This window comes from Candidatus Kryptobacter tengchongensis (assembly GCF_001458555.1).
In the GTDB taxonomy this organism is placed as follows: Bacteria; Bacteroidota; Ignavibacteria; order Kryptoniales; family Kryptoniaceae; genus Kryptonium; species Kryptonium tengchongense.
Genome location: NZ_CZVH01000041.1, coordinates 1 through 15,364 on the forward strand (window position 1 = coordinate 1; position 15,364 = coordinate 15,364).

Genomic DNA, 15,364 nt, shown 5'->3' on the forward strand with positions numbered 1-15,364 from the left:
ATGGGAATGAGCAACAAACGGATGTTGCATCGCTTTATCTTGACAATGGATATTTAACAGTGAATATGCAACCTGAGGAGATAAAGGTGGGCGAAGATACGATTGATATTGTGGTCCATGTTTTTGAGGGGAAACAGTTTAGGATAAGAAGGGTAGATATAAAGGGGAATACGAAGACAAAAGATAAGGTGATAAGGCGTGAGCTTTATACTGTTCCTGGAAAGTTTTTCAGCAGAAGTGATATTATAAGAAGCATAAGGAATCTTGCTGTTTTAAATTATTTTAACCCTGAAAAGCTTAAACCAGATTATAGGATGGTGAGCGATTCAACGGTTGATTTAACTTATGAAGTGGAAGAGAAGTCAAGCGATACATTTAACGCTTCAGTTGGGTATAGTAGTTTTGGATTGATAGGGAGCATTGGTGTGACATTCAACAATTTTTCAATTTCTGAGCCGTGGCGTGGTGGAGACGGGCAAATGTTGAATTTTGAGTGGGTTTTTGGAAGATATGACTACAGGACATTCAGTTTGAGTTTCAGGGAACCGTGGTTTAGAGATACACCGACCTCAGTCGGCTTTAACATCGTTGATACGAGATATTCTTTTGGATATGATTTAAGGCAAACAGGTGGTTCTATTAGTTTGGGAAGGAGGTTGAGATGGCCAGATGATTATTTCAGGGTTGACTATATTTTCAGATTTCAAATTTACAATGTCGGGGGCACGAGTGGATACTATAGAGAAGGGAAGTGGAGTCAGTTTAGTTTAACTCAGGTGATAACAAGGAATAGCGTTGATAATCCGATTTTCCCAAGCATTGGCTCAAATGTTTCACTTTCAACTGAAATTTCAGGCGGTCCGATCTTTCCTGGGACAACTGATTACTTTAAGATTTATCTTAGCTCTGAATGGTTTAGCAGAATTTTCAATTGGGAAAAACTTGTTTGGTATAATTCTTTTGATTGGGGTTATGTTGATGGTTTCAGGCGTGATTCGTTTATACCTCCGATAGAGTTGTTTTCAATGGGTGGGACAGGGCTTGGTTATATTGCCGTGACCCCGCTTCGTGGGTATAATGATATATCCATTGGCGTTACATCAAATAATGTGCCTCAAGGGAGGGTCTTGATGAAATACACAACTGAGGTTCGTTTTGGATTAACGATGAATCCAATGCCGATATATTTGCTTTTGTTTGCGGAGGCTGGTAATGCTTGGGCGAGGACGCGACAGGTGAGTTTATTTAATCTTTATCGCTCTGCTGGTTTTGGCGTGCGACTTCATATGCAACCGATTGGTTTAATTGGATTTGATTATGGATATGGGTTTGATGATGTTGAACCCAGGGATGGAAAGCCCGATGGCTGGCATTTTCATTTCCAATTCGGAAGAGGTTTTTAATTTAAAACTAAACAAAAGGAGAACTTGTGATGAAGAAAAACATTGGCTTGATTCTAACAATTTTATTTTTTGTAACAACGCTTAACTCACAACAAACAGCGATAAGAATTGGTTATGTTGATTCACAAGTAATTTTGCAGCAATTGCCCGAAGCTCAAAAAATTCAAAAAGAACTTGATAATTTGTTGCAAAAATATCAGGCTGAATACGATCAGATGGTGAAGACTTATCAAAGCAAAGTTGAAGAATATCAAAAGAAAGAAGCAATGCTTAATCCGCAAGCAAAGGAGCAAATGCAAAGAGAAATTATGGAGCTTGAACAGAAAATTTTTGAATACAGAAATCAGAAACTTGGACCTCAAGGGGAATTTGAACAGGAAAGGGAAAAAAGATTGAAACCTTTGAGAGATAAGATAATTGATGCAATTGAAGATGTCGCTCGTGAAGAAAAGTTGAATTTCGTTTTTGATAAAGCTGGTGATGTCATTCTGCTTTATGCGGATAAGCAGTTTGATATTACATTTAAAGTTCTTGATAAATTAACGAGAGGAGCCAAATCTAAATGAAGATATTTTTCAAAATCCTTCTGGGTTGTTTTATTCTTGCTGAGATCTCATTTTCTCAGTTGAAGATAGGTTATATTGATTCTGAAACAATAATGAAACAGCTTCCAGAGGCACAGGAAGCACAGCGTAAAATTGATGTGCTGATACAGCAATGGCAAGGGGAACTTCAAAAAATGAGGGATGAGTGGAAGGTAAAATATGAAGAATATGAAAAGCGGAAACTTATTTTAACCGATGAAGCAAGAGCTCAAATGGAGAAAGAATTAACCGAGCTTGACAGAAAAATTGCCGATTTCCAAATGCAAAAATTTGGTCCTGATGGGGAACTTTATCGCAAGCAGGATGAATTTGTAAAACCAATTCAGAACAAAATTTTTAATGCGATAAAAGAAGTCGCACTTGAAGAGGGATATGATTTTGTGTTTGATAAAAGCGGTGAAATTTTATTGCTTTATGCGAATGAAAAGTATGATCTAACCCAGAAAGTGTTAAACAAACTCCTTCAATTGAAATAATCTTTTGAAATGAAACTTTATGAAATAGCAAATACACTCGGCTGTGAGATCATAGGTAACCCAGAGATTGAGATAAGAAGAGTTGCTGAAATACAGAATGCAGGTAAAGGAGATATAACTTTCATATCAAATCCAAAGTATGAAAAATTTTTTGATACGACAGGTGCTTCTGCTGTGATAGTTGGTAAAAGTTTTACTAAGAGAAGAGAGGGTATATCATTACTTATTGTTGATGATCCTTATTTTGCCTTTGTTAAGGTTTTGAAGCTGTTAAATCCTCCGGTGGAACTTTTACCTCCGGGGATTCATCCAACAGCTGTTGTTGCAGAAAGCGCTGTTCTTGGTGAAAATGTCCGAATCGGGGCTAATGCTGTTATAGGTGAAAGAGTAAAAATTGGAAATAACACCGTGATAATGCCAGGTGTTGTAATTTGCGATGATGTTGAAATAGGTAATGATGTTTTGATTTATCCAAATGTAACAGTTTACCATAAGTGTAAAATTGGCAACAGGGTTATAATTCATTCTGGAACTGTCATTGGAAGTGATGGATTTGGTTTTGCTCCAAGACCTGATGGAAGTTATGAAAAGATACCCCAGGTTGGGATTGTCGTGATTGAGGATGATGTTGAAATTGGTTCAAATTGTTCAATTGACAGGGCTACGCTTGGTGAAACCGTGATAAAACGAGGGGCGAAACTTGACAATTTAATTCAAATCGCTCATAATGTTGTAATTGGTGAGAACACTGTCATAGCAGCACAAACTGGGATAGCAGGGAGCACAAAGATTGGGAAAAACTGTGTTCTTGCGGGTCAAGTAGGTATCGTAGGACATATTGAAATTGCTGATAGAACAACGATAGCAGCTCAATCGGGTGTATCAAAGTCAATAACTGAACCTGGTAAAGTTTATTTTGGTTATCCAGCGAGAGAGCATTCGGTTGCTTTGAGGATAGAAGGAGCTATAAGGCAGCTTCCTGAGTTGATAAAGGAATTTCGTGAGTTGAAGTCAAAAGTTGAAAAATTTTTTTCGGGAAAATGAAATTTCGTTGAATTTTCAGCAAAAAATTTGAGCAAATGAGTTACAATAAAATAAATGAAGGAGGAGAGTTGATATGTTAGTTCAACAGCAGACGATAAAAAAGCCTGTTTCATTATCCGGGGTTGGTTTGCATACGGGTCAATGGTGCACTATAACTTTTAAACCAGCACCGCCGAATTATGGAATTAGATTTAAAAGAATTGACCTTGGAGGGGCACCTGAGATACCAGCTTTGGTTGAGTATGTTGTTGATGTAAGTCGTGGGACAACACTTGGGATTGGTGAAGTCAGAGTTCATACAGTAGAACATGTGCTTGCAGCGATTGCGGGTCTTCAAATTGACAACATTTTGATTGAAATTGATTCAATTGAGCCACCTGTTGGAGATGGAAGTGCAAAGCCATTTGTTGATGCCCTGCTTGAGGCGGGTATTGAAAAACAAGATGAACCAAAGGATTATTTGATAATAGATCAAGCGATTCTTTATTCTGATGAAAGCAAAGGGGTTGATATTGCAGCTTTGCCACTTGATGATTTTAGAATTACGATAATGATTGACTACAAGAATCCAGCTCTTGGAAGCCAACATACGGGATTGTTTTCGCTTGAGAAGGAATTTGTAACTGAATTTGCCCCTGCACGGACATTCTGTTTCCTGCATGAAGTTGAAATGCTTTATGAACAAGGGTTGATACGGGGTGGAAATCTTGATAACGCTATTGTCATTGTTGATCGTGAACTTTCAAAAGAGGAAATAGAAAAGTTGAGCAAAAAGCTTGGTATAAATGAGGTTGTCTTTCTTGGAAGCAACGGTATTTTAAACAATAAATCCTTAAGATTTAAAAATGAACCGGCAAGGCATAAGCTTCTTGATCTTCTTGGTGACCTTGCTCTCGTTGGTGCTCCGATGAAAGCTCAAATCCTTGCAGCAAGACCCGGGCATGCAAGCAACATTGAGTTTGCGAAGAAAATAAGAAAACTTTACTTGCAAAAGAAACTTGTTAAAAGATATCAATTTGAGAAAAAAGAGGGTGTTGTTTTTGATATAAATGCGATTCAAAGAATTTTACCGCATAGATATCCGTTTCTTTTAGTTGATAAGATAATTGATTTTCAAATGGGCGAGAAGATAGTTGGGGTTAAGAATGTCACTGGGAATGAATTTTTCTTTCAGGGTCATTTCCCGGGGCACCCGATAATGCCCGGAGTTTTAATAATTGAGGGAATGGCGCAAACAGGTGGAATTTTACTTTTGAACGGTGAAGAAAACATGGATAACAAATATGTTTATTTCATGGCAATAAAAAATGCTAAGTTCAGAAAACCTGTGTTCCCGGGTGATACTCTTATTTTTGAGGTTGAAATGGTAGAAAGAAGGACAAAGTATTGCACTATGCGTGGCAAAGCTTATGTAGATGGGAAACTTGTTGCAGAGGCAGAGATGATGGCAGCAATAGTTACAAAATCCGAACTAACATCTGTTGAACAAACTTCAGAAAAAGAGGCATGAGCACATTTATTGATCCCAGGGCTGTGGTCAGCCCAAATGCCCAAATCGGGGAGAATGTTAAAATAGGTCCTTTTACGGTAATTGAAGATAATGTCATAATCGGGGATGGGACAATTATAGGTCCAAATGTATTTATAGGTAGCGGGACAAGGATAGGGAAAAATTGTAAAATTTTTCACGGAGCTTCTGTTGGCTCAATCCCGCAGGATTTAAAATTCAAGGGTGAGGAAACAACTCTTGAAATCGGAGATAATACGGTAATTCGTGAATTTTGCACATTAAATAGAGGGACATCTCATTCAGGGAAAACAGTTATAGGAAGCAATTGTCTGCTTATGGCATATGTTCATGTGGCGCATGACTGCGTAGTTGGAAATAATGTGATCATGGCAAATGCTGTAAATCTTGGGGGACATGTTGTAGTTGAGGATTATGTTGTGATTGGTGGGCTTGTCCCAGTTCACCAATTTGTTAGAATTGGGCAACATTCAATAGTTGGAGGTGGCTGGCGTGTCCCAAAGGATGTCCCACCATATATTATGGCTGCGCGCGAACCACTTAGATTTGAAGGGCTTAATATAGTCGGATTGAAAAGAAGAAATTTTCCGAAAGAAGTCATTGAAAAAATTGAACACGCTTACCGAATCATTTATCAATCAAATTTGAATGTTTCTCAAGCATTAGAAAAGTTGAAAAGCGAAGCAGATTTGATCCCCGAAGTTCAAAATATAATAAATTTCATTGAAAAAAGTCAGCGCGGTATAATCAGAGGTCCATATGATGAATAAAAGGTGGATCTTTCTAAATACAGGTTTCCACGACGGGGAATTTAATATGATGTTTGACCAGAAACTTGCTCATCTTTTTTCAGCTGGAAAGATAAAACCTGTTTTAAGAGTTTACGGTTGGAGACCTTATACTATTTCAATTGGATACAATCAAGATGAAAATGTTTTTGATTTTGAAAAAATAAAAAGTTCAGGCATCGGCTTCGTCAGAAGACCAACGGGAGGAAGGGCAATACTTCATTCAGAGGAACTTACATATTCTGTCGTGATGAACGCAGATGGTAAAAGTGTTCTTGATGTTTATAACTTGTTAAGTCAGGCGATAGCAAAGGGATTGAGTTTACTTGGAGCTGAATTTGAACTTGAGGAATCTCAACCCGATTTTGTAAAACTTTATAAGCATTTTAATTCAATTCCATGTTTTGCGAGCTCGGCAAAGTATGAAATTCACTATAAAGGAAAGAAAGTCGTCGGAAGTGCACAAAGAAGATATGGTGATGTTGTTTTACAGCATGGTTCAATTCTAATTGGAGGATATCATAAAAGATTGCCAGAGTTCTTAAAGGTTGATTCAAGAGATTTGATTGATCAGATTAAATATGAGATTGAAAACAAGACAATATGTTTGAACGAAATTTTCGGGCGTGAGGTAAGCTTTGAAGAGGTTGCGGTTGCTTTAAAAAAAGGTTTTGAAATTGAACTTGGAATAGAGTTTGAAGATCTTTCACAAATAAAATTTCAAGAAATGATTTTATGAGTTTGAAAAAAGTGACGACGAAAATTTTGATTGAGATGAAGAAGCGTGGCGAGAAAATTGCGATGTTGACTGCATACGATTTTTTGATTGCAAAACTTCTTGATGAGGCTGGAATTGATGTCATACTTGTGGGCGATTCTCTTGGGAATGTTTTTCAAGGACATGAGACAACTTTGCCAGTTACAGTTGATGATATGATTTACCACGCTAAAGCGGTTTGCAGAGCTGTCAAAAGAGCGATGGTTGTGGTTGATATGCCATTTCTTTCTTATCAAGTAAGCCTTGAAGAGGCGATAAAAAATTGCGGAAGGGTTTTGAAGGAAACATGCGCTGAAGGGGTAAAACTTGAAGGTGGGTCAGAAATCATAGATGTGGTTTATAAATTAACAAGTATCGGGATTCCCGTCATGGGTCATCTTGGTTTGACCCCGCAGAGCATTCATAAATTTGGTGGATATGATGTGCGAGGGGTTGATGAGAAAGAAGCGGAGAAAATTTTAAACGACGCAAAAGAGCTTGAATCCGCTGGTGCGTTTTCAATAGTTCTTGAAAAAATACCATCAGGACTTGCAAAAAAAATTACCGAAACAATCTCAATCCCAACTATTGGCATTGGGGCAGGACCATTCTGCGATGGACAAGTCCTCGTGGTTTATGATATGCTTGGCTTGTTTGAGGAATTTAAACCAAAATTCGTGAGAAGATATGCTGAGCTTTCAAAAATTATAAGAAATGCCTTTGAAAATTATATTTCCGATGTGAAAAGTGGAAAATTTCCAAGTGAGAGCGAATCCTATTGATGCTCTAAAACCAAGGAACGAGGTAAGGAAAAAAAATTGTTATAACTAATGAATCAAATTCAATTTTTTGAAGATGTTTAAAAGCTTAATGCACATACTGACACTTATAACTTTTGTGTTTGGCACATTTCAATTTGCGAGCATGGGTCAATACTGCAAGATGATGGGGGAAATACAAACTTCAATTTCATGTGCGTGTTCTGAAAATTTTGAAAGCGGTGTTTCTATATCTCAAGGAGAGATGAAGTGTTGTTCAATTAAAAAATTTGAAAAAGATAAGGTTCAAGATTTTGCGGATTTAAAGGTTGAAATTTTAAAATTTGTTTCGTTTATTGGGGATGCTAACTTTGAACTAACTTTTACTCAAAAATCCCCTGAATTAAAAGTTCTCATCTCTTACAATTTCCCGCCTCCTGAATCCAATCTTTACATAAAAAATTCAACTCTTCTTATTTGAGCCCTTTTAAGATCTGGGCTTTAGCATAAGATTAAGGTTATGCGGGGTTTTTGTCCCTTGCAGGGTTGATTTTTTGAAAAAATAATTTTGGCAATTTGCTGATTTTGAATTTACAATTCTTCTCAAACAAAAGTTGAAAAAATCATGAAGTTTATAAAATATCTTGTTTTCATTTGCTTATTTTCCAGCTTTGCAATTTCTCAAACACTTGAAGATTACATAGAAATTGCTCTGGGAAATAATCCAGATCTTAAAGCTTTAAAATTGCAGATTGACGCATATGAAAGAAAAATAAAACAAGCAAGCACTCCATCTGATCCGATATTAATGTTTGGAATTGCGAATCTTCCGACAAGTTTAAGATTTACCCAAGATGTGATGACGATGAAAGAAATCGGGATAACCCAAATGCTGATGTATCCCGAGAAATATTCATTGATGAAAAAGATGGCGGAAAAAGATTATGAAATTGCAAAAGAGGTTTATGAAGCAAAGCGACTTGAAGTTATCGCAAATGTTAAAATGGCTTACTTTGAAATTTATTATATGACAAGGGCAATTGAGATCACCCGAAGGTCAATAGATTTGCTTAGAGATTTTGTTAAGATAGCATCAACAAAATTTGCAACTGGGCAGGGAATTCAACAGGATGTTTTGAAGGCACAAGTTGAGATTTCAAAAATGATAGATGAATTGATAAGAATGGAAACTGAAAGAAAAATGATGATAGCACGCTTTAATGCCTTGCTTTATAGAAAACCAACTGATTCGGTCTATGTCCCAGATGAAATTAAGTTTGTTCAGATTGAAAAAAAGTATGATGAACTTGAAAAGCTTGCCTTTGAAAATAATCCAATGATAATTGCGATGGAAAAGATGGTTGAAAAAGATAAAGTTATGAACATCCTTGCTAAGAAGGAACTAATACCTGATTTTGAAATCAGATTTTCTTATGGTCAGCGCTCCGCCATTGAGCAAACTGGTATGAAGGCGCATGATATGTTAAACTTTTCAATCGGGGTGAATCTTCCGATCTTTTTCTGGCGAAAGCAAAATTTAAAGATTCAAGAAACCGCTATAAATATATCACAATCCGAGGCAAAGCTTTCGGCAGTGAAAAACGAGATTTCAAAAATGATTCAGGAGACATTGAATAAAATTGAGCAAAATGTTCGTTTGATTGACCTCTATAAAAATGGTTTAATTCCACAAGCGACTCAAAATTTGAACATCGGACTTGTCGGTTATCAAGTTGGAAAGATTGATTTTATGACGCTTGTTGATAATTTCATGTCTCTTTACAAATATCAAATTCAATATGAAAAAGCCTTGGCTGACTATCATTCAAGTCTTGCTGAGCTTGAAATGTTAACTGCAGTTAAAACCTTTTGATAAATTTTAAAAACAAAAAGAAAGTTTAAAAATGAACAAAAAAACGATCATCTTAGTTATGCTCATTTCTTTTGTTTCGCTTTCGGTTGGATATTTTGTCGCTCTGGTATTTCATCCCTACTTAAAAAATCAATCTGATATTTCGCATGTTTCTGTTAAAACTGAGCGAAAAATTCTTTATTACAAAGACCCGATGCATCCGTGGATCACAAGTGATAAGCCAGGGAAAGCGCCAGATTGCGGGATGGATTTGGTTCCTGTCTACGAGGGTGAAGAGGGAATGGAAGAAGGCGTAATTAGAATTGACCCAACGATAGTTCAAAATATCGGCGTAAAAATTGAACCAGTTAAAAGGATGAAACTCACAAAAACAATAAGAACTGTTGGAAAAGTTGATTATGATGAGACAAAAATTGCAGTTGTTACAACTAAAATTTCTGGATGGATAGAGAAGCTTCATGTTGATTACACAGGTAAGTTTGTTCGTAAGGGTGAACCTTTATTTGAAGTTTATAGCCCTGAACTTGTTACAGCGCAGGAGGAGTATCTTCGGGCGATAAATTACAAAGAAAGTGTTTCAGGTAGCAAAGATCCATATATAATTGATGGTGCGAATCAGCTTGTGGAAAGCTCTCGCAAACGACTCCTTTATTGGGATATAACAGAAGAACAAATAAAAGAGCTTGAAAACACAAAACAGGTCAGGAAAACGTTGGTGTTTTATTCCCCTGTTGATGGTGTCGTTATTGAGAGAAATGTTTTTCTTGGGACGAAGGTGGCACAAGGTATGAATTTGATGAAAATCGTGGATTTATCAACTGTGTGGATTTACGCTGATGTGTATGAATATGAATTACCCTGGGTGAAGGTTGGAGAAGAAGCTGAAGTTGAACTTTCTTATATCCCAAGGTAAAATTTTAAAGGGGAAGATCGTCTATATTTACCCTTTTCTTCAGCCTGAGACGAGAACAATAAAGGTGCGACTTGAATTTGAAAATCCAGGGTATCTGCTTAAGCCTGACATGTATGTAAATGTTAATATCAAATCAAAAGTTGCTATTGATGCTTTAGTTGTGCCCGAACAATCTGTGATAAGAACGGGTAAAAGAGATGTTGTAGTTGTTGCCCTTGGCGGTGGAAGATTTAAATCAGTTGATGTTAAACTTGGCGTTCTTGCAGATGGTTATTATCAGGTGCTTGAGGGTCTGCATGAAAATCAAAATATAGTTACATCATCTCACTTCCTCATAGATTCAGAAAGCAATCTCAAAACTGCGCTTGCTGGGTTGACACATCAACATGATGGTTCTATGGTTTCAGAAACGAAAGGATATAAACAAAAAAGTGGAAATAAAACTGCTGATGAAGAGATAAAATTGAAGGAACATAAAGGACACGAAATGAAACATGAAAGCTCTAAAGAAAGCGGAAAAAGTTCCGAAGGGGAAAAGTCGGAGGGACATAAGGATCATGAAGATTATGGGAAGAAGACGATAAATAAAGTTATTGATCCTGTTTGTGGAATGGAGATAGAGCCAAAGGAAGAACTTTCATATGTTTATAACGGAAAGAGGTATTACTTCTGTATGAGATCTGATATGGAAAAGTTTAAAAAGAACCCGGAGAGATATTTAAAGAGGCAGTGATTAAAGAATTTTTAAAATAAAATCGGTGAATTTAAATGCTTCAGAGAATAATTGAATGGTCGGTTAACAATAAATTTCTCGTGATACTTGTCGTTGTTTTCGCAATCATTGCCGGGATTTATTCAATTCAAACGATCCCGATTGATGCAATCCCTGATTTAAGCGATGTTCAAGTTATAATTTATACACAATATCCAGGTCAGTCGCCTGAAATTGTTGAACAGCAGATCACCTATCCACTTACGACAGCAATGGTTTCGGTTCCAAAATCAAAAGTTGTTCGTGGTTATTCCTTTTTTGGTTTTTCGCTTGTTTATGTAATATTTGAGGATGGTACAGACCTTTACTGGGCGAGAAGTCGTGTTCTTGAATATTTAAATTATGCAATAGATAAACTTCCAAAAGGTGTTGTTCCAGCTCTTGGTCCGGATGCAACTGGCGTGGGCTGGGTTTATATGTATGCCCTTGTGTCGGATAAAAGAGATTTGAGTGAGTTGCGTTCAATTCAAGATTGGTATCTTAGATATGCGCTTACGAGTGTTGATGGTGTGGCTGAAGTTGCAAGTGTTGGCGGATATGTAAAAAATTATCGCATAACGGTTGATCCAAATAAACTTCTTGCGTATAACATCCCGCTAAGTCAAGTTGAGATGGCGATAAAGCGAAGCAACAAAGATGTGGGTGGGGAGGTAATAGAAATGGGGGAGATGGAATATATGGTTCGTGGGCTGGGTTATATAAGGACAATTGAAGATATAAAACGTATTCCAGTCGGTGTGAGCAAATTTTCTAAGGAAACATCCGGAGCGATGGCTCAAGTGCCGATGGGCGAGCTTTCTGGAATGAATATGGGAAATGCAAATATGGAATTGGAACTCACACCTTTGGGCGGGAAATCTATGCAAAATAGAATTTTCAGTGGCGGGACGCCTATATATCTTGGAGATATAGCCACGGTTTCAATTGAGCCGATGATGAGAAGGGGAATATCCGAGTTAAATGGCGAAGGTGAAGTTGTGGGAGGTATAATTGTGATGCGACATGGTGAAAACGCTTTGAAAGTTATTGATGGTGTTAAGAAAAAAATTGAGGAGTTAAAATCCGGACTTCCTGAGGATGTTAAAATTATAACAGTGTATGATAGGTCTGAACTTATAAAAAGATCAATAGCAACCTTAAAAGAAAAACTCATTGAAGAATCAATTATCGTTGCTCTTGTTTGTTTGCTTTTTTTATTCCATTTTACAAGTGGATTAGTGGCTATATTCACGCTTCCCACGGCGATTTTGATTTCTTTCATCATTATGAAAATTCAAGGTATAAATGCAAATATAATGTCACTTGGTGGGATTGCGGTTGCAATTGGGGCTATGGTTGATGCTGCAATAATTATGATTGAAAATGCGCATAAACATCTTGAACGCGATTCTGGAAAAAAAGATCATTGGAAAATAATCGTTGACGCCTCAAAAGAAGTAGGACCTTCACTTTTTTATTCTCTTCTTGTCATCACAGTTTCATTTCTTCCAGTGTTTGCGTTGGAAGCGCAGGAGGGGAGATTATTTAAACCACTTGCATATACAAAAACATATTCAATGGCAGCAGCTTCTCTCCTTTCAATCACGATTGTTCCGATTCTGATGGGATATTTTATCAGGGGTAAGATTCCGTCCGAGGAAAAGAATCCAATCAACAGATTTTTAATTAAAATTTATCATCCGGTTTTGCACTTCTCTTTAAGATTTAAATGGATTGTCATAGTTTCAACCCTTTTAATTTTAGGTTTAACTTATTTCCCATTTTCAAGAATTGGGTCGGAATTTATGCCACCTCTGTGGGAAGGAGATCTTCTTTATATGCCGACAACTTTGCCTGGGATTTCAATTACAAAAGCGAGGGAAATTTTACAACAGACGGATAAAATCATAAAGCAATTTCCAGAGGTTCACCATGTCTTTGGTAAAATTGGAAGGGCTGAAACTGCAACTGACCCAGCTGGACTTGATATGATTGAAACAACAATTATGTTGAAACCGGAAAAAGAATGGCGACCTGGGATGACACCAGAAAAGCTTATAAAGGAAATGGATAAAGCACTTCAAATTCCAGGTTTATCAAATGCCTGGACCATGCCCATAAAAACAAGGGTTGATATGCTCTCAACGGGAATAAGAACACCAGTTGGAATAAAAGTTGCAGGTCCAGATTTGAAAACACTTGAGGAAATTGGGAAGCAAATTGAGGCAGTGATAAGAAAAGTTCCTGGCACCGTTTCCGCATATTCGGAAAGGATTCTTGGTGGAAACTATGTTGATTTTAAGATCAAAAGAGAAGAAGCAGCAAGATATGGTTTAACAGTTGGGGATGTTCAAGATATCATAATGACAGCTATTGGTGGAATGGAAGTTACGACAACTGTTGAAGGTCTTGAACGATATCCCGTTAGCATACGCTATCCAAGGGAGTTAAGAGATAATATAGAAAATTTAAAGCGTGTTCTTGTTCCAACTCCGTCCGGTGCACAAATTCCACTTGGACAACTTGCAGACATTGAAATTAAAAAGGGTCCAATGGTTATACGAAGTGAGGACGCAAGACCGAACGTTTGGATTTATGTTGATTTTAGAGATTACGATGTTGGAACTTATGTCAGGATGGCTCAGCAAGCTGTGAAAGAAAATGTCAAACTTCCCTCTGGATATACGATAACCTGGAGCGGTCAATTTGAATACATGGAAAGAGCCAAGCAAAAGCTTTATTACATAATTCCTGCGACTTTGCTCATAATTTTTGTGATAATTTATTTAAACACGAAGTCAGTTACAAAGGTAATTATCGTTTTTCTTGCTGTCCCATTTTCACTTGTTGGAGCCATATGGCTTCTTTACATACTTGGGTACAATATGAGCGTTGCTGTGTGGGTTGGGATAATCGCTTTGGCTGGGCTTGATGCTGAAACCGGAGTTGTGATGCTTCTTTATCTTGACCTTGCTTATGAGGAATGGAAAAGAAAAGGGATGTTAAAAACAATTGATGATTTAAAAGAAGCAATATATCACGGTGCTGTAAAAAGAATAAGACCAAAAGCTATGACCGTCTCGGCAATCATAGCAGGGCTTCTACCGATAATGTGGAGCCATGGAACAGGGGCGGATGTGATGAAAAGAATCGCTGCACCAATGGTTGGCGGTGTTGTGACAAGTTTTATGCTTGAACTTGTCATATACCCAGCGATTTATCTTGTCTGGAGAAGCTGGAGCTTAAGAAAAGAAATTGAAACAGAGAAAATGTAAAAAGATGAAAACTCATAAAATTTCTTACTTGCTATTTTTAGTATTTCTTTTTACTTTGACATAGTTTCAACATCTTCATAACTCTGGGATACAAAGCGCCCAGCGCGTTATATATTGGAAATTATACTTTTAAAATTCACTTTCAGAAAATTGATTTAAGCCAAATGACAAATTATCAAAAAGTTCATCCTATAGCACTTGGTGTTGGGCTTGGTGTTATTGAAGGGCTTGCGATTTTTACAGCTACAATTATTCTCTTTTTGCAAGGTGATAGGGGAAGCGCTTTTCTGAGCAAGCTATTCCCGTTTTATGAAATTAGTATTATGGGAGCGTTTATAGGACTCGTTGAAGGATTTATTGATGGATTCATCGGTGGAATCATTTTAGGCTGGGTTTACAACTGGGTAGTCGGGAAGCGTTAAAATTTTTAAATGGGGGCGTCTTAATGACGCCCCGTGATTAACTTACTTGCCTCCGAACGGAAATACAAACGATACTCTTGGTTCAATTCGCTTTTGAACTTCATACTTGGTTTTATCGCCGACCCTTGTAGGTTTGAATGTCCATTGATAGAGCATGCTTATAACTATGTATTTGACAGGTTTATATCCAACTTCTGCATATAAAAGGGAGCGTTCATCAAGGCGAAAAACATCTCCAAAATCTTTTATATTTCTTCTATCATACCCAGCATCAAAAACAATCGTTGGTAAGACCTGTGGAAGTTCAAGGTCAAGGTGAAGTGTTCCGCTTTCAGGTATCGCATCAAGTTGTTGATAGCTTCCGACAATTTGAAGCTGTCCAAGGATGGTAAAAATTAACTCTCCATAAGTGCCAGCTGTCTTTTTTGCATTTCTCAATTCTTGTAACTTACTTGTTGCATTAACTGTGTCCCTCAAATTAAATCTTTCTATCTCGTAGAAATAATTAAAATAGCTTGGTAGGAATTGATCGCCGAAATTTCTTCTTTCAATTTTTGCTCCGATGTTAAGAATTCCAAGCCCTCTAAATTCAAAATTACTTCCGTAGGCAATCCCGCTCCCATAATTTAAGAACTTAACATAGTCAAAGTAAATATCCCATCCGAAAATTTTTGATCTTATAATTGGTAAACCAATATCAAGTCCAACAATATCAGGTCTATCCCAATCTCTTACGATTTCTCTTTTCACAGGATCATAGTGTGCGAGGGC

The 15,364-nt window shown here is 37.1% G+C and carries 15 protein-coding genes; 14 read left to right on the forward strand and 1 reads right to left on the reverse strand.

Annotated features, from left to right (window positions below; translation table 11 throughout):
- From AT685_RS03780 to AT685_RS03845, 14 genes are all read left to right on the forward strand, one after another.
- Window positions 1-1,403: BamA/OMP85 family outer membrane protein (locus AT685_RS03780; RefSeq protein ID WP_159420471.1), on the forward strand; the 1,403-nt coding region annotated here is incomplete at its 5' end.
- 29 nt (window positions 1,404-1,432) lie between these two features.
- The gene (locus tag AT685_RS03785) at window positions 1,433-1,969 is read left to right on the forward strand and encodes an OmpH/Skp family outer membrane protein (protein ID WP_072150635.1); all 537 of its coding nucleotides are present in this window, start codon (window positions 1,433-1,435) and stop codon (window positions 1,967-1,969) included.
- The gene (locus AT685_RS03790; protein WP_072151620.1) at window positions 1,966-2,484 is read left to right on the forward strand and encodes an OmpH/Skp family outer membrane protein; all 519 of its coding nucleotides are present in this window, start codon (window positions 1,966-1,968) and stop codon (window positions 2,482-2,484) included. The genes AT685_RS03785 and AT685_RS03790 overlap by 4 nt, the downstream gene beginning before the upstream one ends.
- A gap of 9 nt (window positions 2,485-2,493) precedes the next feature.
- Window positions 2,494-3,528, forward strand: coding sequence for a UDP-3-O-(3-hydroxymyristoyl)glucosamine N-acyltransferase (gene lpxD, locus AT685_RS03795; RefSeq protein ID WP_072151621.1), 1,035 nt, complete (start codon window positions 2,494-2,496; stop codon window positions 3,526-3,528).
- Between the two features lie 73 nt (window positions 3,529-3,601).
- On the forward strand, window positions 3,602-5,038 hold the full coding sequence (locus tag AT685_RS03800) for a bifunctional UDP-3-O-[3-hydroxymyristoyl] N-acetylglucosamine deacetylase/3-hydroxyacyl-ACP dehydratase (RefSeq protein ID WP_072151622.1): 1,437 nt from the start codon (window positions 3,602-3,604) through the stop codon (window positions 5,036-5,038).
- Window positions 5,035-5,826: an acyl-ACP--UDP-N-acetylglucosamine O-acyltransferase gene (gene lpxA / locus AT685_RS03805; RefSeq protein WP_072151623.1), complete on the forward strand. Its 792-nt coding sequence runs from the start codon at window positions 5,035-5,037 to the stop codon at window positions 5,824-5,826. Before AT685_RS03800 ends, lpxA begins: the two co-directional genes overlap by 4 nt.
- A complete protein-coding gene (locus AT685_RS03810; protein WP_072151624.1) occupies window positions 5,816-6,583 on the forward strand; it encodes a lipoate--protein ligase family protein in 768 nt (255 codons plus the stop codon). Before lpxA ends, AT685_RS03810 begins: the two co-directional genes overlap by 11 nt.
- Window positions 6,580-7,383, forward strand: coding sequence for a 3-methyl-2-oxobutanoate hydroxymethyltransferase (gene panB / locus AT685_RS03815; RefSeq protein ID WP_102134738.1), 804 nt, complete (start codon window positions 6,580-6,582; stop codon window positions 7,381-7,383). The genes AT685_RS03810 and panB overlap by 4 nt, the downstream gene beginning before the upstream one ends.
- Before the next feature lie 88 nt (window positions 7,384-7,471).
- Window positions 7,472-7,840: a hypothetical protein gene (locus AT685_RS03820; protein WP_143713112.1), complete on the forward strand. Its 369-nt coding sequence runs from the start codon at window positions 7,472-7,474 to the stop codon at window positions 7,838-7,840.
- Window positions 7,841-7,984: 144 nt separating this feature from the next.
- On the forward strand, window positions 7,985-9,232 hold the full coding sequence (locus AT685_RS03825) for a TolC family protein (protein ID WP_072151627.1): 1,248 nt from the start codon (window positions 7,985-7,987) through the stop codon (window positions 9,230-9,232).
- Window positions 9,233-9,263: 31 nt separating this feature from the next.
- Window positions 9,264-10,145, forward strand: coding sequence for a heavy metal-binding domain-containing protein (locus AT685_RS03830; protein ID WP_072151628.1), 882 nt, complete (start codon window positions 9,264-9,266; stop codon window positions 10,143-10,145).
- Window positions 10,120-10,878 (forward strand): YHS domain-containing protein, encoded by a 759-nt coding sequence (locus tag AT685_RS08665; RefSeq protein WP_072151629.1) that lies wholly within the window; start codon window positions 10,120-10,122, stop codon window positions 10,876-10,878. Before AT685_RS03830 ends, AT685_RS08665 begins: the two co-directional genes overlap by 26 nt.
- A gap of 35 nt (window positions 10,879-10,913) precedes the next feature.
- A complete protein-coding gene (locus AT685_RS03840; RefSeq protein WP_072151630.1) occupies window positions 10,914-14,171 on the forward strand; it encodes an efflux RND transporter permease subunit in 3,258 nt (1,085 codons plus the stop codon).
- A gap of 164 nt (window positions 14,172-14,335) precedes the next feature.
- Window positions 14,336-14,593, forward strand: a complete 258-nt coding sequence (locus tag AT685_RS03845; RefSeq protein WP_072149938.1) for a hypothetical protein — start codon at window positions 14,336-14,338, stop codon at window positions 14,591-14,593.
- 42 nt (window positions 14,594-14,635) lie between these two features.
- On the opposite strand, the gene AT685_RS03850 is transcribed toward AT685_RS03845, so the two are convergent.
- On the reverse strand, window positions 14,636-15,364 hold a 729-nt coding region (locus AT685_RS03850), incomplete at its 5' end, for a hypothetical protein (protein ID WP_159420472.1).